24 protein-coding genes are annotated in these 23,109 nt (G+C 61.7%); 14 read left to right on the forward strand and 10 right to left on the reverse strand.

The features are described from left to right. Positions 1–1,212: a lipid-A-disaccharide synthase gene (gene lpxB, locus ACIX9_RS10275; protein WP_232298858.1), complete on the forward strand. Its 1,212-nt coding sequence runs from the start codon at positions 1–3 to the stop codon at positions 1,210–1,212. A gap of 35 nt (positions 1,213–1,247) precedes the next feature. After that, positions 1,248–1,451: a hypothetical protein gene (locus ACIX9_RS10280; protein ID WP_013580423.1), complete on the forward strand. Its 204-nt coding sequence runs from the start codon at positions 1,248–1,250 to the stop codon at positions 1,449–1,451. A 6-nt stretch (positions 1,452–1,457) separates the two neighbouring features. Here ACIX9_RS10280 and ACIX9_RS10285 read toward each other — a convergent pair whose 3' ends face one another. Then, positions 1,458–2,087, reverse strand: a complete 630-nt coding sequence (locus tag ACIX9_RS10285) for an NAD(P)-dependent oxidoreductase (RefSeq protein WP_013580424.1) — start codon at positions 2,085–2,087, stop codon at positions 1,458–1,460. Between the two features lie 68 nt (positions 2,088–2,155). Between ACIX9_RS10285 and ACIX9_RS10290 the strand changes: the two genes are divergently transcribed. The 6 genes from ACIX9_RS10290 to ACIX9_RS10315 all read left to right on the forward strand — a co-directional run bounded on the left by ACIX9_RS10290 (position 2,156) and on the right by ACIX9_RS10315 (position 8,516). Continuing rightward, a complete protein-coding gene (locus tag ACIX9_RS10290; protein WP_013580425.1) occupies positions 2,156–2,350 on the forward strand; it encodes a heavy-metal-associated domain-containing protein in 195 nt (64 codons plus the stop codon). A 60-nt stretch (positions 2,351–2,410) separates the two neighbouring features. Then, on the forward strand, positions 2,411–4,630 hold the full coding sequence (locus ACIX9_RS10295) for a heavy metal translocating P-type ATPase (protein WP_157477465.1): 2,220 nt from the start codon (positions 2,411–2,413) through the stop codon (positions 4,628–4,630). A 90-nt stretch (positions 4,631–4,720) separates the two neighbouring features. Further along, positions 4,721–5,560, forward strand: coding sequence for an ATP-dependent sacrificial sulfur transferase LarE (gene larE, locus ACIX9_RS10300; protein ID WP_013580427.1), 840 nt, complete (start codon positions 4,721–4,723; stop codon positions 5,558–5,560). Further along, on the forward strand, positions 5,557–6,888 hold the full coding sequence (gene larC / locus ACIX9_RS10305) for a nickel pincer cofactor biosynthesis protein LarC (protein ID WP_013580428.1): 1,332 nt from the start codon (positions 5,557–5,559) through the stop codon (positions 6,886–6,888). The genes larE and larC overlap by 4 nt, the downstream gene beginning before the upstream one ends. Further along, on the forward strand, positions 6,885–7,658 hold the full coding sequence (gene larB, locus ACIX9_RS10310) for a nickel pincer cofactor biosynthesis protein LarB (protein WP_013580429.1): 774 nt from the start codon (positions 6,885–6,887) through the stop codon (positions 7,656–7,658). Before larC ends, larB begins: the two co-directional genes overlap by 4 nt. 129 nt (positions 7,659–7,787) lie before the next feature. Beyond that, complete coding sequence (locus tag ACIX9_RS10315) at positions 7,788–8,516, forward strand: carbohydrate-binding family 9-like protein (protein WP_041597654.1); 729 nt, start codon at positions 7,788–7,790, stop codon at positions 8,514–8,516. Positions 8,517–8,649: 133 nt separating this feature from the next. Here the strand turns inward: ACIX9_RS10315 and ACIX9_RS10320 are convergent, their stop codons facing one another. The 4 genes from ACIX9_RS10320 to ACIX9_RS10335 form a co-directional block, all read right to left on the reverse strand. Then, entirely contained in the window at positions 8,650–9,426 is a 777-nt protein-coding gene (locus ACIX9_RS10320) for an SDR family NAD(P)-dependent oxidoreductase (protein WP_013580431.1), read from the reverse strand. Then, a complete protein-coding gene (locus ACIX9_RS10325; RefSeq protein WP_013580432.1) occupies positions 9,426–9,935 on the reverse strand; it encodes a gluconokinase in 510 nt (169 codons plus the stop codon). The genes ACIX9_RS10320 and ACIX9_RS10325 overlap by 1 nt, the downstream gene beginning before the upstream one ends. Next, complete coding sequence (locus ACIX9_RS10330) at positions 9,935–11,197, reverse strand: tagaturonate epimerase family protein (protein ID WP_013580433.1); 1,263 nt, start codon at positions 11,195–11,197, stop codon at positions 9,935–9,937. Before ACIX9_RS10330 ends, ACIX9_RS10325 begins: the two co-directional genes overlap by 1 nt. A gap of 115 nt (positions 11,198–11,312) precedes the next feature. Next, the gene (locus tag ACIX9_RS10335; protein WP_013580434.1) at positions 11,313–12,590 is read right to left on the reverse strand and encodes a lactate racemase domain-containing protein; all 1,278 of its coding nucleotides are present in this window, start codon (positions 12,588–12,590) and stop codon (positions 11,313–11,315) included. 35 nt (positions 12,591–12,625) lie between these two features. Here ACIX9_RS10335 and ACIX9_RS25760 point away from each other — a divergent pair, with 35 nt between their 5' ends. The 3 genes from ACIX9_RS25760 (at position 12,626) to ACIX9_RS10345 (ending at position 13,605) form a co-directional block, all read left to right on the forward strand. Beyond that, positions 12,626–12,811: a hypothetical protein gene (locus ACIX9_RS25760; protein ID WP_157477467.1), complete on the forward strand. Its 186-nt coding sequence runs from the start codon at positions 12,626–12,628 to the stop codon at positions 12,809–12,811. Positions 12,812–12,931: 120 nt separating this feature from the next. After that, positions 12,932–13,177, forward strand: coding sequence for a hypothetical protein (locus tag ACIX9_RS10340; RefSeq protein WP_013580435.1), 246 nt, complete (start codon positions 12,932–12,934; stop codon positions 13,175–13,177). Then, a complete protein-coding gene (locus ACIX9_RS10345; RefSeq protein WP_013580436.1) occupies positions 13,174–13,605 on the forward strand; it encodes a TA system VapC family ribonuclease toxin in 432 nt (143 codons plus the stop codon). Before ACIX9_RS10340 ends, ACIX9_RS10345 begins: the two co-directional genes overlap by 4 nt. On the opposite strand, the gene uxaC is transcribed toward ACIX9_RS10345, so the two are convergent. Both uxaC and ACIX9_RS10355 read right to left on the reverse strand, forming a co-directional pair. After that, complete coding sequence (gene uxaC / locus ACIX9_RS10350; RefSeq protein ID WP_013580437.1) at positions 13,606–15,015, reverse strand: glucuronate isomerase; 1,410 nt, start codon at positions 15,013–15,015, stop codon at positions 13,606–13,608. Positions 15,016–15,151: 136 nt separating this feature from the next. Further along, complete coding sequence (locus ACIX9_RS10355) at positions 15,152–17,176, reverse strand: hypothetical protein (protein ID WP_013580438.1); 2,025 nt, start codon at positions 17,174–17,176, stop codon at positions 15,152–15,154. 236 nt (positions 17,177–17,412) lie between these two features. Between ACIX9_RS10355 and ACIX9_RS10360 the strand changes: the two genes are divergently transcribed. Together ACIX9_RS10360 and ACIX9_RS10365 are read left to right on the forward strand one after the other, a co-directional pair. Beyond that, complete coding sequence (locus ACIX9_RS10360) at positions 17,413–19,611, forward strand: beta-N-acetylhexosaminidase (protein WP_013580439.1); 2,199 nt, start codon at positions 17,413–17,415, stop codon at positions 19,609–19,611. 63 nt (positions 19,612–19,674) lie between these two features. Beyond that, positions 19,675–20,106, forward strand: coding sequence for a YidB family protein (locus ACIX9_RS10365; protein WP_013580440.1), 432 nt, complete (start codon positions 19,675–19,677; stop codon positions 20,104–20,106). A 178-nt stretch (positions 20,107–20,284) separates the two neighbouring features. Here the strand turns inward: ACIX9_RS10365 and ACIX9_RS25765 are convergent, their stop codons facing one another. Beyond that, complete coding sequence (locus ACIX9_RS25765; protein ID WP_157477469.1) at positions 20,285–20,422, reverse strand: hypothetical protein; 138 nt, start codon at positions 20,420–20,422, stop codon at positions 20,285–20,287. A gap of 591 nt (positions 20,423–21,013) precedes the next feature. Between ACIX9_RS25765 and nagA the strand changes: the two genes are divergently transcribed. Beyond that, the gene (gene nagA, locus ACIX9_RS10370) at positions 21,014–22,144 is read left to right on the forward strand and encodes an N-acetylglucosamine-6-phosphate deacetylase (protein WP_013580441.1); all 1,131 of its coding nucleotides are present in this window, start codon (positions 21,014–21,016) and stop codon (positions 22,142–22,144) included. Positions 22,145–22,152: 8 nt separating this feature from the next. Here nagA and ACIX9_RS27365 read toward each other — a convergent pair whose 3' ends face one another. Together ACIX9_RS27365 and ACIX9_RS27370 are read right to left on the reverse strand one after the other, a co-directional pair. Next, complete coding sequence (locus tag ACIX9_RS27365; protein WP_049789271.1) at positions 22,153–22,725, reverse strand: N-acetylglucosamine kinase; 573 nt, start codon at positions 22,723–22,725, stop codon at positions 22,153–22,155. Continuing rightward, entirely contained in the window at positions 22,722–23,075 is a 354-nt protein-coding gene (locus ACIX9_RS27370; protein ID WP_049789272.1) for a BadF/BadG/BcrA/BcrD ATPase family protein, read from the reverse strand. Before ACIX9_RS27370 ends, ACIX9_RS27365 begins: the two co-directional genes overlap by 4 nt. Positions 23,076–23,109 lie beyond the last annotated feature (34 nt).

Consider the following 23,109-nt stretch of genomic DNA (forward strand, 5'->3'; position numbering starts at 1 on the left):
ATCTTCCTCTCCTCCGGCGAAGCCTCCGGCGACCACTACGGCGCACAGATCATCCACGCCCTCCGAGCCTCACTCCCCAACGCCACCTTCACCGGCCTCGGCGGCGCAGAGATGGCCCAGGCCGGCCAAACCCGCATCGTCAAAGCCGAAGACGTAGCTCACATGGGCATCACGGAGGTCATCCTCCACGCCCCCTACATCTACTCCCAGTACCGCAAGCTGGTCGCCAGCATTCGCAGCCACCCACCCGCCGCAGCCATCCTCATTGACTTCCCCGACGTCAACTTTCGCCTCGCCAAGCACCTCAAATCCCTCGGAATACCCGTCATCTGGTTCGTCTCCCCCCAGCTCTGGGCCTGGAAGCGACGCCGCCTCCGCTGGGTCCAGCAGCGCGTCACCCGCATGCTCACCATCTTTCCCTTCGAAGAGCAGTTCTACAAAAACCGCAAAGTTCAAGCCGAGTTCGTAGGCCACCCCCTCGCCGAACTTCCCCTCCCCACCATCACCCGCGAGGCCTACGCCGCCCACAACAACCTCGACCCCAACAAGCCCTGGATCGCCCTCCTCCCCGGCTCCCGCTGGCGAGAGATCGAGTCCAACCTCCCCACCATGGTCGAGATGGCCTGCCGCCACCCCCGCGACGTCGAGTACATCCTCCCCGTAGCCAGCACCATAGACCGTCCCCGCCTCGCAGACTTCACCGCCGGTTGGATCAGCCACTACCCCGGCAGCGATCCCACCCTGACACTCCCCTACATCCACCTCGTCTCAGACGCCCGTGAAGCCCTCCACCACGCCCGAGCCTCCGTCGTCGCCAGCGGTACCGCCACCGTCCAGGCCGCCCTCATCGGCAACCCCTTCCTGGTCGTCTACAAGGTCTCCCCCATCACCTTCAAGCTGGCAAAATCTCTCGTCTGGTACCCACCCGAAGTCTGGCCCACGGAAGAGGGCACCGACCGCAACGGCAACCTCCCCATCGCCATGCCAAACCTCATCGCCGGCCGCCGCATAGTCCCGGAACTCCTTCAGGAACGTTTCAATCCCGACGCCCTCTCAGAAGCTCTTACCCCGCTCCTCAGAGACACCCCCACCCGTCAGCGCCAGCTAGAGGACCTCGCCGCCCTCCGCCAGTGCCTCACCACTCAGGGTCCCACCCCAATAGTAAGAGTCCGGGACGCTGTTCTCTCCGTCCTCCCACCTTCCGTCAATTAGGATGACAGCTACAGCCTCACCAGGAGAGACCAGAGATGCGCATGATCATGTTGGACGGCCGAGCCATCAATCCCCACGCCATCGTCTACATCGAAAACTACCGTGGCAACTCACCCGACGAGCAAAGCATGGTCAACCTCATCGGCGGCGGCAAGATCATCTGCAGCATGAAAGCCGAAGCAGCCCGCAAGTTCATCAACGCCGCCATGGACGAAGCGGAAGCAATCACGCCTGCCTGAGACTCGTCAGTTCGCCACCGTCACAGCTCTTCCCACAAACTCCTCACTCGTGAGTTGTTCCACCAGAAACCGCGCCAGGTCTCCCCGCGTAATCGACTCCGCCAACTCTCCCTGCCCCAAGACACGCACCACCCCCGTCTCATCCGAGTCCTTCAGCACAGGCGGCCGCACCAGCACCCAGTCAACATCACTGTGCTTCACCTCATCCTCCATAGCCGTCTTATCCGGCAGCGCCCCGCGCAGAAACACCGGAAGCAGAAGATGGTCATAGAACCACCCCGCAGACTCCCGGCTCTCCCCAACCCCCATCACAGAGATCACCACCAGCCGCTTAGCCCCCACCTTCCCCATCACCTCCAGCACCACCTTCGCCGCATCTCGCTCCATCGTCGTCTCCAGAAACGGCTTCGTTCCGCCAATCGCGTCGACCACCCCCTGGCAACCAGCCATCGCCGCCTCCAGCTTCGAAGGATTCCTCACATCCCCATGGAACACCTCCGCCCCCGCCGGCATCGGGTGCTTCTCCTCGCTCTCCGCGCTGTGCACCAACGCCACAACCTCATGCCCCACCGCCAACGCCTTCTCCACCACCAACCGCCCGGACTTCCCACCTGCCCCAATCACCAATACCTTCATCGCATCTCACCTCACCCCTCAGATGCAGCCCCCGCATACATCATTGCCTCCCCGGCATCCAATACTTTATGACCACTCTCCGCATAGAAAATATGCACTGCGCCGCCTGCATCCGCCGCGTCACCCAGGCCCTCAACTCTCTCCCCAACACCACCGTAGAGGAAGTCCAACTAGGAGCCGCCCGCATAGAAACCCAGGCCACACCCGATCAGATCCAGGCCGCCATGCAAAAAACCGGCTTCCCCACCCACATCGAATCCTAACCACAGCACCTCCGTGTCCTCAGCACTTTCCTCCGTGCCCTCCATGGTTATCTTTTGTCTTTGTCCCGTCAGCCTATGCAAACCCTCACCCTCCCGATAACCGGAATGTCCTGCGCCGCCTGCTCCGCCTACATCGAGCAGACCCTGAACGCCCTACCCGGCGTTGAATCCGCATCCGTGAATCTTCTCGCCAACCAGGCCACCATCACCTCCACCCTCCCACCCGAAGCCCTGATCACCGCCATCCAGGACGCCGGCTACGACGCCACCCTCCCCTCACCCGAACTCGAAGGGGTGCCCCATGTCTCGCCTCTGAGACATGGGTTCCCACAGCTCTCAACCAGAGCGTTCACCGCCCTGACCATCGCCGCCGCTTCCATGCTCCTCAGCATGACGACGCTCCCCGCCACCCCCCTCCGCTACACCCTCCTCGCCCTCACCCTCGTCGTCATGCTCGCCCTGAGCCCAGAAACCTATCGCCGAGCCTTCACCGCAGCGCGCCACCGCACCACCAACATGAGCACCCTCGTCGCCATAGGCACCCTGGCCGCTCTCGCCTGGTCCCTCACCGCCACCATCGCCCCGCAGATCTTCATCACCCACGGTCTGGCCCCCGACGTGTACTACGAAGCAATCGACTTCATCCTCGCCTTCCTCCTCCTCGGCGCATGGCTGGACTCCCGCGCCAAGCTCCGCACCCAGTCCGCCCTCGCCGCCTTCGCCCAGCTCACCCCATCCACCGCCAGAGTCCTGCGCAACAACACCGAGATAGAACTCCCCCTCGCCGCCCTCCACCCCGGCGACCAGATCCTCCTCCTCCCCGGCGAGCGCATCCCCGTCGACGGCACCGTCCTCCTTGGCACCTCCACGGTCGATGAATCCCTCCTCACCGGCGAATCCATCCCCGTCCTCAAATCCCCACAATCCCCCGTCATAGGCGGCACCATCAACCTCGACGGCCCCCTCACCATCGAAGCCACCACCCTCGGCGCAGACTCCGTCCTCTCCCAACTCCGCCGACTCCTCTCAGAGGCCCAGTCCAGCCGAGCCCCCATGCAGAAGCTCGCAGACCGCGCCTCCGCCATCTTCGTCCCCACCGTCCTCGCCCTCGCCGCCCTAACCTTCGCCGCCTGGCTCCTGCTCGATCACTCCCTCCCCCGAGCCTTCGCCGCAGCCATAGCCGTCCTCGTCATCGCCTGCCCCTGCGCCATGGGCCTCGCCGTCCCCGCAGCCTTGACGGTAGGCATCGGCCGAGCCGCCCAGCTAGGCATCCTCGTCAAAAACGGCGAAGCTCTCGAGCGTCTGGCCCAAACACGCAACCTCGCGCTGGACAAAACCGGCACCCTAACCGAAGGCCGTCCCAAGATCGTAGCCGCCCACTTCGCCCCCAACCTCAGCCCAGAAGACCACCAACACCTCCTCCAACTAGCCGCCGCCCTCGAGCGCCACTCCGAGCACCCCCTAGCCAAAGCCGTCCAGTCCTACATCCCAACCCACACCCCCTTCACCCTAACCAACATAAAAACCATCCCCGGCCAAGGCATCACCGCCACCTACAACAACCAACAAATCACCATAGGCAACGAAGCTCTGAGCCACCAAAACCGGGTGCCCCAGGTCCGGACTCTCGGACCTGGGTTTCCACAGCCCTCAACCCCAACCACCAAACTTCACCTCACCATCAATAACCAACTTCAACTAACCCTCGAAGCCACCGACACCCTCCGAGAATCAGCCCCCCAAGCCCTCACCCAACTAAGCACCCTTGGCATCACCCCCCACATCCTCACAGGCGACAACGCCGCCACAGCCGCCGCCATAGCCAACCTCTTAAACATCCCCGCAGCCCAAATCCACGCCCACCTACTACCCGCAGACAAACTAACCATCATCCAGCAACTCCAGCAACAAGCCCCCACCGCCATGGCCGGCGACGGCATCAACGACGCCGCAGCCCTCGCCCAGGCCGACACCGGCATAGCCATCAGCGGCCAGAACGTCGGCACCGACCTCACCCGCGAAGCCGCCGACCTCGTCTTATTGCGTCCAGACCTGACGTTGATCCCAACCAGCATCCGCCTCGCCCGCCGCACCACCCGAACCATGCGCCAGAACCTGGGCTGGGCCGTCGCCTACAACCTCCTCGGCCTCCCCATAGCCGCCGGCGCGCTCTATCCTCACTTCCACATCCTCCTCAGCCCCGCCCTCGCCTCCGCCGCCATGGCTCTCTCCAGCATCTCCGTCCTCTTCAACTCCCTACGCCTCCGCCGCTTCGAATAAAGCTGACAGCTGGAAGAAATAAGCATCCTCGTCCTCGCCACGAACCCATCCAACCAACCTCGCCTGTAACAAGTCCTACAATCACCAGAGATGCTTTTAGCAGAAAAATCCGCCCTCCTCTACCAGACCTTGCAAGACCTGGGGTCCGTCCTCATCGCCTACTCCGGCGGCACAGACTCCGCCTACCTCGCCTACGCAGCCCACCAAACGCTCGGCGATAAAATGCTAGCCGTCATAGCCGACTCCCCATCCCTCCCCCGAGCAGAACTAGCCCAGGCCCTGGCCTTCACTGCCACCCACAACATCCCCACCCACATCCTCCAGACCGACGAACTGGAAAAGCCCGACTACATCCGCAACGACGCCCGCCGCTGCTTCCACTGCAAGGACACCCTCTTCGCCGCCATGGAGTCCTACCGCGCCACCTACGCCTTCGCCCACCTGGCCTACGGCATGAACCTCGACGACCAGGGCGACTTCCGCCCCGGCCAGCAAGCCGCAACTCTCCATAACGCAGTAGCCCCCCTGGTCACCGCGCACCTAACCAAAAAAGAAATCCGCCTCTTAGCCCAGCAAGCCAACCTCACCCTCTGGGACAAGCCCGCCAGCGCCTGCCTCTCCAGCCGCATCGAGTACGGCCGCCCCGTAACCCGCGAGAACTTAAGCCAGGTCGAGCAAGCCGAAGCGGCCCTCCACACCCTCGGCTTCCCCCAGGTCCGAGTCCGCCACCACGGCGATCTAGCCCGCATAGAGATCGCCCGCGAAGACCTCCCTCGCGCCCTATCCCTCGCCGTCCTCGACCAGATCACCGCCGCCCTCAAACCCCTCGGCTTCCTCTATATCGCCCTCGACACCCAGGGCTACCGCACCGGCAGCATGAACGCCGCCCTCATCCCATACATTACCCCCGCAGAAAGAATCGCAAAATGAGAATCGCCTACCTCGACTGCTTCGCCGGCATCTCCGGCGACATGTTCCTCGGAGCCCTGATCGGCACCGGAGTCCCCTTGGAAGTCCTGCAAGACGCCGCCACGGCCATGAACCTCAACGTCACCCTCAAGCAGGAAACAGTCGACCGCAGCGGCATCTCCTCCATCAAGATCCACGTCCTCGAAGGCGACAAACCCGCAGAGGGCCAGGCCCCCGACACCTTCACCCACCAGGCCGCCCCACACGTCCACACCCACGCCCCCAAGACCCAACACCAACACAAAACCGGCCACCCCCACACCCACGAGGAACCACACACACACGATCACCCCCACGTCCACGGCCGCTCCCTCTCAGTCATCCGCACCATGATCCAGGCTGCCCCCCTCGCCCCCGCAGTCAAAACCCTAGCCATCCAAACCTTCGAGCTTCTCGGTCAGTCCGAAGCCAAGATCCACAACGTCCCCGTAGACGACATCCACTTCCACGAGGTCGGAGCCGTAGATGCCATCATCGATATCGTCGCCGCCTCCGCCGGCATCGTCCACCTGAACATCGGCACCTGGCACGCCTCTCCGGTCAACGTAGGTGGCGGCATGGTCGTCTGCGCCCACGGCACCTTCCCCGTCCCCGCCCCCGCCACCGCAGACCTTCTCCGCAACATCCCCACCTACTCCGCCCACATCCAGAAGGAACTCGTCACCCCCACCGGTGCCGCCATCCTCCGCGCCCTCTCACCCACCTTCGGCCCCCAGCCCCCCATGTCCATCGCCTCCATCGGCTACGGAGCCGGCACCCGCAACCCCGAATCCTTCCCCAACGTCCTCCGCCTCTCAATCGGCGAATCGGGTGCCCCAGGTCCGGACTCTCGGACCTGGGTTTCCACGGAAACCACCCAGGAAATCAGAGTCATAGAAACCAACATAGACGACGCCACACCTCAACTCCTCGCCCACGTAGCCGACCTCGCCCTGAAGCAAGGAGCCCTCGACGTCACCTTAACCCCCGTCATTATGAAGAAGGGCCGTCCCGGCACCATAGTCACCGTTCTCTGCACGCCAGCAGACCAATCCACCCTCACCCAACTCCTCCTAACCGAACTTCCCACCCTGGGAGTCCGCACCCGCACCGAAACCCGCACCATCCTCGACCGCACCCACCGCACCGCCGAAACCCCCTACGGCCCCATCCGCATCAAGTCCGGCTCCCTCAGCGGCACCCTCCTCAACGAAACCCCCGAGTACGAAGACTGCCGCGCCGCCGCCGCCGCCCACAAAGTCCCTCTCAAAACCGTCCAACAAGCAGCCTTGGCAGCACCGTCAAAATGAACCCCACCACCCTCCTGGCCCTCTTAGCCGAAGTAGAACGCGGCACCCTCACCCCGGAATCCGCCGCCACCCGCCTCGCCTCCATGCCCTTCGAAGTCCTGAACACGGACCAAACCGAAGAAGCCCGCATAGACCATCACCGCCTCCTCCGCACCGGCCTGCCCGAGGTCATCTACGCCGCCGGCAAAACCCCCGCCCAAACCGCCAACATCTTCGCCACCATGGCCGCCACCGGCACCGCAGTCCTGGCCACAAGAGCCACGCAAGCCCACTACGAAGCCGTAGCCGCCTTAACCCCCACAGCCGTCTACCAAGCCACAGCCCGCTGCATAACCCAGCAACCCACACAGCATTCAGCCCCAAAGGGCCACATAGCCGTCCTCTGCGCTGGCACCTCAGACCTCCCCGTAGCAGAAGAAGCCGCCGTCACAGCCGAGCTCTTCGCCTGCAAGGTCACCCGTCTCTACGACGTAGGCGTAGCCGGCCTCCCCCGCCTCCTCGCCGTCCGCCCCCAACTGATGGAAGCCGATTGCGTCATCGTCTGTGCCGGCATGGAAGGAGCCCTGCCCTCAGTCGTAGGAGGTCTGGTAGCCGTCCCCGTCATAGCCGTCCCCACCTCGGTCGGCTACGGAGCCAGCTTCGGCGGCACCAGCGCTCTTCTAGGCATGCTCAACTCCTGCTCCCCCAACGTCACCGTTGTCAATATAGACAACGGCTTCGGTGCAGCCTATACGGCCACTATGATCGCCAGAGCCACACATCCCCGGTGATGCCCTTAGGGCAAAGCTAAGATACCCCTAACAAAGTCTCACGCCACTAGAACCGGAGGTTGCGCAATGTCTTGGCTCCAACCATCTTTCTGCTCTTGCACCAAAGTCGTGGCTACAGCCTGCCTGCTGATGACTGGCCTGATATCCACTCACAGTGCAGCCCAGGCAACCACCGACCAACCTCAGCCCCTCTCGTACAGCTGCCAATACACAAAGACCCCTCCCACAGTCGACGGCCGCCTGAACGATCCCGCATGGCAGTCAGCCGCATGGACCAGCGACTTCGTCGATATCGAAGGGCCCGCAAAAGACAAGCCCCGTTATCGAACCCGCATGAAGATGCTCTGGGATGACAACTATCTCTACATCGCAGCAGAGCTACAGGAGCCCGAGGTCAAAGCCACCCTGACCAAGCACGACTCCGTCATCTTCAAAGACAACGACTTCGAGCTGTTTCTCAAGCCCCTGCCCGAAACCCAAAGCTACTACGAATTCGAGATCAACGCCCTCAACACAGGCTGGGACCTCTTCCTCAACAAGCCGTACCGAGAAGGAGGAAAGGCTGATAACAGTTGGGACATCGAGGGCCTGAAGACCGCAGTCGCCGTAAATGGAACCCTGAATAACCCGAACGACAAGGACGTAGGATGGACGGTTGAGATAGCCATCCCCCTGACAGCATTCCAACCCCGGCAGGACGTCCCGCACCCCACCTTAGGCACAATCTGGCGCGTAAACTTCAGCCGCGTCGAGTGGAAAGCCGGACAGCCCAAAGAAGACAACTGGGTCTGGACCCCACAGGGCCTCATCAACATGCACGTCCCGGATCGCTGGGGCTACCTCCGCTTCACTCGCTGATCCCGAGTCAGAGGTCGCTCCGCAGGCGGGACTTAGTGCAACAACCACAACCGGGTGCCCCATGTCCCGCTTCTGGGACATGGGTTCAGCCGCCCAACCAGCCACAAACACTTTAGGGAGATGGGGGTACCAGCTACTGGTTCACACCACTAGCCAGGAACCCTCCATCCACCACCAGAATCTCGCCCGTCACAAAGTTCGAAGCCTCGCTCGCCAGGAAGATAGCCGAGCCAACAAGCTCCTCCGTCTTCCCGAACCGCCCCATAGGCGTCCGCATCCTGAGCTCTTTGCCGCGCTCGCTCTCATCCAGCAGCTTCTGGTTCAGAGCCGTACGGAACACACCCGGAGCAATCGCATTCACCGTAACCCCCAGTGAGCTCCACTCCACCGCCAGCGACTTCGTCAGCGCCCCGACCGCCGCCTTGCTCGCCGCATAAGCCGTCACTTCCTTCAAGCTCACAAATGTATTCAGCGAAGCAATATTGATGATCTTGCCCGACCCGCGCTCCAGCATATGCTTGCCAAAGATCTGGCAGGCCCGCAGCGTCCCGGTGACATTCGTATTCATAATGTCGTCCCACGTCTCCTCGGACACCGTCAGCGTAGGCTCCCGCTTGATCTTGCCCGCGCAGTTGATCAGGATATCCACCTTCCCGAACTGCTTCAGCGTCCCATCCAGCAGCGCCTGCAGGCTCGCCCGATTACCCACATCGGACGTGATCCGCAGCGTCTCGACACCCTGCGCTTCGATCAGCGCCGCAGCCTCATCCACCTGCTCCTGCCGCCGCGAGCTCGCCACGACATTCGCCCCAGCCTCAGCCAGCCCAATCGCCATCGCCAGCCCGATACCGGACGTACCACCCACCACCACCGCAACCTTGCCGCTCAGATCAAACAACTTGTGTCCCATCACTTCTCCAGTCCTATCCGTCTCAAAATCTCGTCCGCCACATCATCAGGCGCCTTGTCATTCACGACCTTGAACGCACTCGGATCGTCCTCGCCGGGCGTCTCCAGCGTCGCAAACTGGCTCTCCAACAGCGCCGGATTCATATACTCATGATGCCGAGCCGCAAGCCGTTCCGCAATCATCTCTTTCGACCCGTCAAGCAGCACGAAGTGTACCGCACCCGCGGGCATCCCTGCTGAAAGCGTCTTCCGATACTTATCCTTTAGCGCTGAGCAAGCCAGCACTCCACTCGCTCCCGCCTCGAACCAGCCCACCATCAGCCGGTTCAAAGTCTCCAGCCACGGCTGTCGATCCTCATCGTTCAGCGGATGGCCGGCCGCCATCTTCTGCTTGTTGGCCGCCGGATGATAATCATCCGCGTCAGCAAAAGTAGCGCCGGCCTTCCCCGCCAGCACAGTTCCGATCGTCGTCTTGCCCGACCCGCTCACGCCCATCAAAACGACAATCATTACAGCCCCAGAAACACAGGCTTGATATGCCGGTCAAAGAGGTTCGTCGTCACGTTCTTCGCCACGATCGCCTCATTCGCCTCAAGCGCCTTCAAATACCGGTCGCCCATCTTCGCCGCAACCTTGAACCCCACATGCAGCAACTGCCGCAAGCTCTGGTTGTAAGCCGGATTCGACTGATCATGACGCAGCGCACCCGTAAACTGATCGCTCGTCCAGCCGTTGACGGTCTCCGGGCTAGGCAGCGCAGCATGGTCGATGTTGATTACCGTCGCATAAGGCCCGCAGAGCTCAGCCTGATGAGCATACGCCTCGGAGTAAACCTCCTTGGCAATCTCCAGCCCGGTCCCGCCCGCCTCAGCCAGCCCAATAATCTCTTCCAGCCACGTCGTACCCGCCGTCTTCAGATGCAGACCGGCGCCCGTAGCCTTCACCGCCTCATACATCGGCTTATAGATCGAAAACTTGTCCGACCCCGAGTGCACACTCAGCTTCAAATTATCCGGCAGCCCATACGTATGCACCGCATACGCAATCGCCGCCAGATCCTCGTTGAACTCCTTCGTGAACTGAGCAACATCGCCCACATAGTCCACACCCTTGTTGAACCGCCCCGTAAACTTCGGCGCAATCGTCTGAATCGGGATCTTCTCATCCGAGATCATCGCCAGAATGATCAGCAGCTCCACCGGCGTCTGCGGATAGTCGGTCTCATCCATCGAAACCTCAGGCACAAACCGCCCCACACCCTTATTCTCCACCAGCAGCCGATAGATCTCGCCGGCATGCTTCACAGCCGCCAGAAACTTATTCGCAACGCCTTCTACAAACGCCTTATCCGTCTTGAACGGCTCAGTAATCTTCGGAATCACAACCTCACCCACCAGCTCCGGATGATTATGGATGAACTGCGTCACATCCTCAGGCTTAGCCGGCTGACCGATCAGGTCCGCCACATCCAGCGTGAAGAAGTCGCAAGGATCGAGAAACCGCTGCACCGTCTTCAGATTGATATGATCCGCATCCAGGAAGTAAGGCTTCGTCCAGCCCAGCTCCTTCACCGCCGCATCCGCAGCCAGCCGCGTCGCACTCGGCTCCGAGCCAATAATCATGTGCTCACGATTCGACTTGTTCCACACCGGCACAACCTCAACCCCAGCATCTGCCGCCATGATGCAAGCCTGCAACTGCGCCTTAGCCTGATGCGCAAAACGGTCGCCAACGCCAACCGAAAATCTGGGAAGCTTCAAATCGTCACTCATCGTTTCTCCATGTCTCAACGCGCCGCTTCAGCGACACATTGGTTCTACCACTTCAACGTCCCCAAGCATACTCACTCCCACCCACAACCGGCAAATCCGCCGCCGCGCCGGTCAGTTAGTCCTTGAAACGCCCTTCATAAGCCCACAACCCCAGCCCTGGGTTAGAGATAAAGAAGATCTCCTCCCCATCCACTACATTCCACCCATCCACCAGCTTCTCCGGGTCATACTTTGCCGTGTACGTCGCCAGATCCCCATACGCAAAGTGAACCCCTTCGATCTCCTCCTGCGTCAGGTGCCCCGGACAGTACCGTATCGTGAACCGCCACTCACTCGACCCATGAATCAGGTGCGCCGCCGCGCTCAGGTTCGCCGCCAGCTCCGCATCCTCCTTCACCGCGTCGAGCGTCGCCGGCGTCCCACAGTACCCATACCGCCGGATCAGCGTATCGATCGCCGCATCCTCACCAAACTCATGCACCCCCGGAGCCAGCACAATCAACTCCGCATCATCCGCCAGCGCCATCCGCGTCCTGTACACGCTCTTATTCCCCAGCCAGGTCGACCGGAACTCCTGCGGATCAAGAAACACCACCGCCTTCTTGATCTCGCGATCCATCATCAGAAAATTGCACTTCAAACTCAGCGCCGCAGCCAGCTCAAACGCCTGGTCATCATCCGAGATGTAAAGCCCCCGCATCACCAGCTTGCCCGCCGCATTCTTGTTCACCACCGTCTGCACATAAACGATCTGCGGCAGCTCATTCGTAAAGTGCGCGCTTGCATAGTTCAGCACCCGCCGAACCGGCGTATCCGCCCGCCCCATCATGCGTTCCATCCCGTACACCGCCCCCAGGAAGTGCGAGCGATGAATCCCCATCACCCCGCCCGTCCCCACAAAGATATTCTTGGACCCATTCGCAAACCCCACCACCTCATGCGGCACCACCTGCCCAATCGAGAGGATCAGGTCATGCCCGCCATCCCGCAGCAGCTTATTCACCTGCGCCGGCCACGTATAGTCGAGCTTCCCCTCCGACACATCAGCCATGAACTCACCCGGAACCTCACCCAGCGTCACGATATCGTTCCGCCAGTCATGCACCCGGAACAGCTCTCGCGGAGTAGCCCCAAACATCGTCGAGATCTCCGCATCCGTCATCGGCTTATGCGTCCCCAGCGCCGGCAGCACATCCACCAGCCTGTCGCCGTAGTAAGCCGACGCCATCTCCGTCAGCATCCCACTCTTCGAGTGCATCCGCGTAAAGTCCGGCGGCACCGCCAGCACCCGCTTCCGCTCCCCCAGCATTCCCAGCGCGCTGAACAAACCATCGCGAATCTCAGCTTCCGACAACTCAGTCTCAGGCGATCCCACACTAAAAAATAAACTCATAGCCTTCCATCCTAAACCGGTGGTAACCTGCCGTCATGAAACGTCCACTCAGCCGTAATCGCCGCATAGCCGTCGCCTGCGCCTCCGGCTGCACCATCGTCGCGACAGGACCGGTGCTTCTTGGCGTGACCGCCGCACACTCCGGAATATCCGACTTCGCGCGCGGCGCTCGATCGGGTTCAGTCTCATCACCGCAGTCGCTCTCCTCGCAGTTTCCATGATGTTCCAGAAGCGCGACCTCGCCTCATGCTCTGAATGATTTGCCACTGCCTCAGCGCAACTTCAGCAATACAAACCAGCTTTGTTTGACATCATGATGTCTTAAGTGAAAGCATCCTGATGTGCGAACTACTCTGACCATCGACGACGATGTGGCCGCATTGCTTCAGAAGGAACTTCGCCGCTCCGGCGAACCGCTCAAGCAGGCCGTCAACCGCCTCCTGCGGGCAGGCCTGTATCAGGCGGCTACGCCCATGAAATCGAAGCCTTTCAAGGTGCGGCCGTTCGATGCGTCGCTTCCCACAGAGTGGACCTCCGGCAGCATACAGCAACTTCTTGACATAGCGGAAGGTCTTGAACGCCAGTGATCGTCCTGGACGCAAACCTCCTGCTCTACGCCTACACCGCTCGTTCGAGCTTCCACCAGCCCGCACGGTCCTACCTCGACCACATCTTCAGTGATACTTCGGAGTCCATTGGCATACCCATCCAATGCGCCACCGCGTTTCTTCGACTGATCACAAACCCCGCCGTCACCGGCGCTCGTATCGCAATGGATGACGCAATCGCTCGCGTCGAAGAGTGGCAGGCACTTCCCCATGTGCGCATCCTCTATCCCGGCGAAGAACACTGGCAGTTCCTCAAAACCGTCACCAGGAATGGCCATGCAACCGGAGACCTCATCGCCGATGCTGCCATCGCGGCCTTCGCACTCGAGTACGGCGCGGTCGTCCACTCCAACGACCGCGACTTCGCCCGCTTCTCCAGTATCCGCTGGCATAACCCTCTGGCCTGATTACAGCCGATAAGCCTTCTTCACCAGGTTCACCGTCAGATCCTGAATCAGTTCAAACGCCTCATCCTCATCCAGCCGATGTTCCGCAACCAGCCGTCCCAGGAACGCCGCATCCACACGCCGCGCCACGTCATGCCGAGCCGGAATCGATAACAACGCCCGCGTATCGTCGTTGAATCCAACCGTGTTGTAGAACCCAGCCGTCTCCGTAGCCTGCTCCCTGAACCGCATCATCCCCTCAGGCGAGTCGTGGAACCACCAGCTCGGTCCCAGCCTCAAACAAGGATAGTGCCCCGCCAGCGGAGCCAATTCCCTGCTGTACGACGTCTCATCCAGCGTAAACAGGATGAACGTAAAGTTAGCCTCGTTGCCATACTTGTTCAGCAGCGGCCGCAGTGACCGCACATACTCCGTCGGCGAAGGAATATCCGCGCCCTTATCCCGCCCAAACTTCTCATAGACATTCAGGTTGTGGTTCCGCACGCTGCCCGGATGAAGCTGCATCGTCAGTCCATCCTCGACGCTCATCCCCGCCAGCTCCGTCAGCATCTGCGCCTGGAACAGCTCCACATCGCCCGCCTGCATCTTGCCCGCGAACACCCGCTCATACAGCCGCCCAGCCTCATCCGCCGGCAGGTCCGCAGTCATGGCCGTCAGGTGCCCATGATCGGTCGCCGTAGCGCCCATGCTCTTGAAGAACGCCCGCCGCGACCTTAGCGCATTCAGATACCCCTTGAAGTTCGAGACATCCTCACCCGTCATCTCGCCCAGCTTCTGCAGGTTCTCCTTGAACCCGATGAACTCCGCATCCACCACGCTGTCCGGCCGGAACGTAGGCACCACCCGCCCCTTCCAGCCCGACTCCTTGATCTGCGCATGAAACTTCAGCGGATCGGTCGCCGCATCCGTCGTAGCCAGCACCTCGATATTGAACTGCTCGAACAGCGCGCGCGGCAGAAACTCCGGTGTCTTCAGCGCCTTGTCGATCGTCTCGTAGTACTCATCCGCATTCTTCTCGCTCAGCCGTTCCGTAAACCCAAACAGCGTTGAAAACGAGTGATCCAGCCACAGCCGCGTAGGCGTACCGCGAAACAAAAAGTAGTTCTTGGCAAAGATCCGCCACGCCTCCCGCGGATCGACCCCCACCGAAGCATCCCCCTTCACCCCAGCCTGCGGCACCCCCAGTGACTCCAGCGAGATCCCCTGCGAATAAAGCATCCGAAAAATATAGTGATCCGGCTGCAGAAACAGAGCCGTCGGATTCGCAAACGGCTTGTTCTCCGCAAACCATTGCGGATCGGTATGCCCATGCGGCGAGATGATCGGCGCATCCTTGATCGTCTCGTACAGCTTCACTGCAATCGCGCGCGCCGCGCCATCCGCCGGAAAAAGCCTGTGCTCATGCAACATACGTCCACCATCCTTGATCGTTCGATCTATCAACCTAAGCAGCCTAACAAATTGGACCAACCACTGACACCTTCCGCAAAAAGAAAAGAGGCACCCGATCCACCGGATGCCTCTCCCCTTTCAGATCAACCACGGTCTACGGAATGTAGTAACGCATCCCGACGTGGATCATGTTGTTGGTCGCATGAGCAGCCGTGAACTGCGCCGACGTCGTCCCAAAGGTGCCGCTCAACAGGCCCTCCCAGCTCGTCCGCTGCAGGTAGCTGTAGGTCGCCTGGTACTGCAGACGCCCGTACTTGGGGCTGTTGACGACCTTGTACGTGAAGCCGATCATCCCTTCCTGCACATTCTTGGTCGGAGAAGCGCAGGTGCCGACCGTCCCGGGAGCGCCGTTCACGCCACCCGTTCCGCCAACGCCAGTCGTCGGAATCGTCAGCGTATTGCAGCCCGAGTCGTTGGCATTCAGCACGCCATAACCTGTCAGCACGCCCGCCGGGCTCGTGTAGACCGTCCGCTGGTTGTACTCGTAGCCGTAGTAGCCATAGACATCCAGCTTCTTCGTCGGGTGCGTCTCCAGCGAGAACATCCCGTGGTAGTTGTGAATCGGAGCCAGCGTGCCATCCGGATGCACCGTCACGTCACCAAGCTGAGACGACCCATACCGCGCCGTCCCATCTCCAGCCATCGCCTGCACAGCGATATCCGCATACTTGCTCGGTGAAACCCGCGCACTGCCAAACACGCCGCCGCCCGTCTTTGTATTCTTCAGCAGGTTGGACGAGACGCTGTTCGTCGTTCCATTGGCATTCAACACCAGCGGAGCATACGCATCGCGGAAGAACCGGGCCAATCCGCCAAGTTCCACATGCCCATACTTGTTATCGAACGCCACCTTCGCGATGATGTCCGGAGCCACGTCGTTCGTATACGTCGCCAGGTCGCCGCCGCTCGTTCCAGCCGCGCCCGTCGCACCCGTACCGCCAGCGTTCAGAAGACCGCCGCTCGTACCCACGCCGCCGAAGATAAAGTTGGCAGGAGCATTAGCGGTCGTACCCAACTGAATCTGAGCCTGTTCCGCAGCAATCGCCACGGTCACAGCGCCCTTGGTCGCATCGCCGAAGCGCCGCTGCAACCGGATACCAGGCTGACGAGCCCAGCTATAACCGACCATGTACTGAGGATCGACCGTATTCGGCAGCTTCTCCGTCCGAACATCCGTGCCCTTACCATCCTCCGTCACCAGCGACCACGTCTGACCGCCCGTCACAGCAAATCCACCCTGCGTCTCAGCCTTGCCCCAGAACTGGCGCTGACGAAGCGTATAGCTATTGGACTGGTTCTCGTTGGAAGTCGTACCCGCACTTAGGAAGTCAGCCTCAAAGTATCCCGAAAGCTTGTACTTCCCAGCATTCCCTTCAAACAACCCACCCAGGCGGCTCTGCCGACCGGACAGATTGAACTCGCTGATATGCGCCTCGTTCGAACCCGGATAAGGAGTCGTATTGAACGGTGTATTGATATCCGAGTTGATCGAACGCTGCCGCCAAACGCCTTCCAGCGCGAAGAACGCAACCGGCGTAATCGTCACACCCTTGTAGTGGATCGCCAGCGGGCTGTCGATCTTCTCCTGCAGCTCAACCTTGTTCGCGCTGATCGTCTGCGCCAGACCCACATTCGTCGTCTGCAGATCACTCACGTTCGACTTCAAAGCCTGTACCTGGTCAGACGTCGCCTGCACCGTCGAGCTAACGCTCTGCGCCTGCTGCGTCGCCGCCTGCGCCTGTGTCTCGGCGTTAGCAGCCGTCTGCTGAGCCTGCACCAGCGCCGCATCCTTAGCCGCGTTCGCAGCCGTCAACGCATCGATCTGCGCCTGCTGCGCCGTCTGCCGCTCCTTCAACTCACGGATCTCTCGAGCCGTAGCGCTCTCCACCGGAGCCTTCGCACCCTTACGCACAACCCGCTTGCGGCTCGTATGCTTCACGCCGGTCGACGTACCCTCACTCACAACCGTATCCGTCGCACCGTTCTTGCGATGGATCACCGTCGTCTTGGTCTGACCTGGCGCAACCTTGACCGTCTTCGTCTCGGACGTCTGGGCCATCATCGGCAGCGTGCCTACCATCAGCATCGCAGCCATCGCCGCCTTCATCTGCTTCGTCATGGAACTCCTCATAGTCGATACACAAGGCAGGACAACAAAACACCTCAGGACTGGCCCCGATTGGCCGCTCTGAAAATTCGTCTCTGCTCTTTGTCCTCATGCTCCCAAAGCTGTGTGAACACACGAAGAAATTGGGGCAATATTCACCGCCTATTGACAATGTGACCGGCGTAACTTCAATCCAACAGAGGTGGTTACCGGCGCACCGTTAGGTCATCCTGGTTTACCCTCTCTTCATGCGCCTTTCCCGCCTCGCCACCTGCGCCCTCTTCCTTCTGCCGAGCCTCGCCTTCTCCCAAACCCTCCACCTCATCCCCATGCCGCGCGAGGTCCACGCCTCCACAGACGTACCCCTAGCCCAGGGCATCCGCATCACCACTTCTACGCAAGATCCAGAAGACCGCTTCACAGCCGAGGACCTCACCACCTCCCTCGCCGCCCGTGCCATCCCCACCTCCGGCCCCTTCACCATTAACCTCACCCGCACCCAGTCCCTCCCGGAAGAGATGAAGCTTGAGGGCTACACCATCACCCCCGGCCAAAACTCCATCACACTCGCCGCCGCCTCGTCGGCCGGCCTCTTCTACGCCGCCCAGACCCTCAAGCAGCTCATCGAGCACGATGGCTCCGCCGCCGTCCTCCACCTCGCCACCATCAAGGACTGGCCCGCCATGCGTTACCGCGGCTACCAGGACGACCTCTCCCGCGGCCCCATCTCCACCCTCGAATACGAAAAGAAGATGATCCGCACCATGGCCTCCTACAAGGTCAACCTCTTCTCCCCTTACTTTGAAGAGACCCAGCAATACGCCTCCAACCCCACCATGGCCATCCCCGGCGCGTCCATGTCCGCCGCCGACGCGCGCGAGCTAGTCGCCTACGCCACCAAATTCCACGTCATGGTCGTCCCCGACCAGGAAGCCTTCGGCCACCTCCACCACAATCTCCTCTACGAGCAGTACCAGCCCCTCGCCGAAACCCCGCACGGCACCGCCCTCGCCCCCGGCCAGCCCGGCTCCCTGGCCCTCATCCACCAGATGTTCGGTGAGCTCGCCGCCCTCTACCCCAGCCCCTTCCTCCACATCGGTGCGGACGAAACCGTAGACCTCGGCGTAGGCCAGACCAAATCCGCCGTAGACACCCAGGGCCTCGGCCCCGTCTACCTCAACTTCCTCCAGAAGATCGTCACCGACCTTCAGCCCCTCAACCGCCGCATCCTCTTCTGGGGTGACATCGCCCAGACCATCGTCCAGGGCAAGACCGCCTACGGCTCCGTCGGCGCACCCGGCAACGATCACCCTGACCCGGACCTTATCAAAAACCTCCCCGCCTCCTTCAAGAAGGGCACCATCGCCGTAGCCTGGTGGTACAACCCCAACCCACGCGGCGGCTTCTCCAAGTTCCTCACCCCCTTCACAGACGCAGGCATCGAGACCTGGGTCGCCACCGGCGTCAATAGCTGGTCCCGCATCTTCCCCAACAACAACGACGCCCTCGCCAACATCCAGCAGTTCACCCTCGAAGGCCAGCGCCAGCACTCCACCGGCCAGCTCAACACCATCTGGTATGACGATGGTGAAGCCCTCGCCAACGGCAACTGGTACGGTCTCCTCTTCGGAGCCGAAGCAGCATGGCACCAGGGCGAGGCCAGCATCCCCGCCTTCGAGCAGAGCTACGCCCAGGTCTTCCACGGAGACGCCACCGGCAAGCTCAACGAAGCCCAGCTTGAACTCATGGAATGCCACCGCATCCTCCGCGATCAGGCCCACGTAGGCGATGGCTCAACCGGCATCTTCTGGAGCGATCCCTGGAGCAAGGACGGCCAGCCCAACGCCGCCAAGATCCGCCCTTACGTCCATGACCTCCGCATGCACGCCGAGCACGCCCTCACCCTCATAGCCCAGGCCCGCGCCGCCGCCCCACCCCTTACAGTGGGTGCCCCACGTCTCGCTTCTGAGACGTGGGATCATGCCGCCTATGACCCACTCAACGCCTACCCCTCCAACCCCACAGCCCTCCGCAACACAGACGCAATCGACGCCCTCGAACTAGGCGCACGTCGCTTCGACTTCATCGGCCTCAAGTTCCAGCTCTCCGATGAAATCATCCAGGGCTACAACCGAGCCCTCATCGCCCGCGCCAGCTCCGACCCCAAGCTCCACGCCACCACCGGACGCGAGATCGGAGACATCGCCAGCGGCGTCAACGGCCGCATCCGCGACCTCCGCGACAACTTCTCCCTCATCCGCGATCTCTACGAGCAGACCTGGCTCCGCTCCAACCGTCCGTACTCCCTCCGCCCGGTCCTCGAAAAGTACGACGCCAGCATTCAACTCTGGATCGCCCGCGGAGAAAAGTTCCGCTCCGCCCAGCGTCAATACGGCGAATCCAAAACCCTCCCCACTGCCTTCGATCTCGGCCTGCCCCCTCAGTAACGGCACCCGTGTATCCTCATCCCGCACCCAAACGCGTCACAGCAAAACAGGAGAACGACAAACATGGGAATCTTTGACTCTCTCGAATCGATGGCAACCAGCGCACTCGCAAGCGGAGCCGGCGGCCAGAACGCCCAGGCAGCCAGCGGCCTCGTCCAGGAGCTCCAGCAGCAGCCCGGCGGCTTCGGCGCCCTCGTCACCAACTTCCAGCAGAACGGCATGGGCGGCCTGGTCCAGCAGTGGGCCGCCGGCCAGACCCAACCCGCCAGCCCGGATGAGGTAGAGCAAGGCCTCGGAGGCTCCGGCATCATCGACAACGTCGCCCAGCGCACCGGCCTAAGCCCCACCATGATCAAATCCGGCCTCGCCATCGCCATCCCCTTCATCGTCCACCACATGGCCTCCAACGGCCACATCACCCCCGAAGGCGACCCCACCGAAAACCCCAACCCCGAACCCGGCGGCCTCCTCCAATCCATCCTCGGCCGCCTCTAGAACTTGGGAACCTGGATATCCGGAACCAACACACCGGGTGCCCCATCCTCGGCGCAGTCTCATCGCGACAGGGTGGGGTATCGATTCCGGTAGGAATCGACCGCTCTCCCTATCCCGAGCACAATCCTTCCGTGCCCCATTCATCGCGCGTTTGCGATGAGTGGGAGACACCCCGACATCACACGCCTTCACTAAACCCACCCAAACCACCCGCGCCACGTTCCCAGGCCCAAGCCCGCCCCATCCCCACCCCAACCGCCATCATCACCCGCACACTGGGTGCCCCACGTCCCGCTTCTGGGACGTGGGTTTCCACCGAACCTCAAGGCCACCCCAAACCTACCGCCCCCCTAAGCCGCCCAGGGCCAAAGGCCCGGAACATAACAGCCTAGGCCGAAGGCCTAGGTCGGCCCAAACAAACCGTCAGAGCGCTGAAGGCGCGACACATAACCTTCTGACCCCGCCTCAATTCAAACCACCTCAAAACCACCCACATAACCCAAGCAATAACAACAACTTACAACTATCTTCACCAAAAAAACCCGTAAATTCGCGTGTCAAGCCCCCAACCAAAATAAAAACCCCGCAAACCATCCACAATGAACAACTTAGCCCCTAAAAATAAATGGCGTATTCACCCATTCAACCTTGGTAAAATAGGAAGATAGACAAAATTCAGGACGAAATACCGTCGTGACCTCGCACTCCACCACTAAACCCAATAAATACAAGACTTTACGAGACCTGCTCCTCGCAACCCCTTGCATCCAGAGACTTGAGCAAAATGCAAAACCGGAAGTCCACACCTAACTCCTTTCCTTTGAAGACTTTGCACTCTTTCAGGGTGAGGGTATACCTACCGCCACGCCCAGAAGCAAGCACAAAGAACTAACATCAAAGAGACCTCATGCCAATCCTCACCGCCCGCACCCTCATCACCGCCATCGGCACCGTCGAGTACCCTGCCATCACCATTGGACCCACCGGCCTCATCGAAGACATCTCCACCGACCCCACCATCCGCAGCACCGCCATCCTCACCCCCACCTTCCTCGACATCCACTTCCACGGAGCCGCCGGTGAAGACCTCATGGCCGCCACCCCAGAAGGCATCTCAAAGATTCAGCGCTTCCTGGCCACCAGGGGCACCAGCCACTACCTCCCCACCACCGTCACCGCCCCCATTGACGACACCCTCCGCGCCCTCGAGCACCTCGCCGACGCCATCGAGCACCCATCCGCACCCGGAGAAGCCACCCCCCTCGGCATCCACCTCGAAGGCCCATTCCTCTCCCACATCAAGCGCGGCGTCCACCCCACGGAGCTCCTCCAGAAACCCTCCATCGCCCTCTTCGACCGCTTCCAGCAAGCCGCCCGCGGCCACATCAAGCTCCTCACCATCGCACCCGAGAGCGAAGGCGCACTCGAACTGATCACCTACGCCACCCATCAGGGCATACGCGTCACCATGGGCCACACCAACGCCACCGCAGCCGAGACCAACGCAGCCATCGTAGCCGGGGCCACCAGCGGCACCCACACCTTCAACGCCATGCGCGCCCTGGACCACCGCGAGCCCGGCATCGTCGGCGTCATCCTCGACCGCGACGACCTCTTCTCGGACCTCATCTGCGACGGCATCCACGTCGCCCCCGCCCTCGTCCGCCTCTGGTTCCGCCTCAAGCAGGAGAAAGCCATCCTCATCACCGACGCCATGTCCGCCACCGGCATGCCCGACGGCGAATACCACCTCGGCTCCTTCGCCGTGACCGTCAAAGACCACCGCTGCACCCTCACCGACGCACCCGACACCCTGGCTGGCTCCGTCCTTACCCTCGATCAGGCCGTCGCCAACCTGCAATCCTTCACCAACGCCACCCTGGCCCAGGCAGTCCGCTGCGCCAGTTCCCACCCCGCCAGAATGTTAGGCCTCGAAGACACCATAGCCAGCCTCCGCCCCGGCCAACCCGCCACCTTCAACCAATACACCCCCGAAGGCCGCCTCGAAGCCACCTACCTCCAGGGCCACCGCACCTGAGGCAGGCCCTAGGCCCTAGGCACTAGGCCCTGCTTTCTAGCCCGCCACAAAGCCCCCTCCAACGCATTCACAGCCCCATCCATCACCTCCACTCCACCCATCTCCATCAACCGTTCCGTCATAGCCCTTCGCACCGGCTCAATCCGAGCCAGCACACTCCCCGTATAAGCCACCCGGATCACCTCACCCACCTCCCCACACCCCCGCATCTTTCCCGCAACAGTAGAAACCTGATCCGCCAGCGCCCACCCGGCCCGCTCCAGCAGCTTCATCGCAATCTCATCCCCCGTCTCCGCAACCCGCATCACCACCGGAGCGAGCGCCGCAAAGTCCGGCCCCGGCCGCGCGTTCGCCACCCCCACAACCTCCGCCAGATCCTCCGCACCCCAGGCCGCCTTGATCCCATCCACCAGCCCCGTCTGCACCCCCCGATCCAGCGCCCAGAACGCCGCCCGCACCGCCTCCGCCCCAATCCAGTACCCCGACCCCTCATCCCCGATCGCCGGCCCCCACCCACCCGCCGTGAACCGGGTCCCATCCCCACACCGCCCCACAACAGCCGATCCCGTACCCCCAATCACCAGTACCCCCGCCCCCCCCGGAACGCCCCATCCAAAGCAATCTCTTCATCCCCACAAATCTCCAAATCTCCACCCACACTCGACGTAATCACTCGCCTCACAAACTCCCGCACAGACGTAATCGAGACTCCCGCCAATCCCACACAAGTCCGCGTAACCTCCTGCAGCGACACCCCCGCCATAGCCTCCACCTCACCCAGCAGCACCCGCAGCCGAGCCTCCGCAACCTCTTCCCCTACCCGGATCAGCTTCACCGATCCGCATGTCGCCCGCCCCAGCACCTCCGTCTCATTCCCCAGCCAGCACTCCGTCTTCGTACCCCCCGCATCCACGCCAACATAGAACCCCATCCGCACACTCCTCCGTTCATACCGCCAAGCCCGT

Origin of the sequence: Granulicella tundricola MP5ACTX9 (assembly GCF_000178975.2) — a bacterium.
Lineage (GTDB): Bacteria > Acidobacteriota > Terriglobia > Terriglobales > Acidobacteriaceae > Edaphobacter > Edaphobacter tundricola.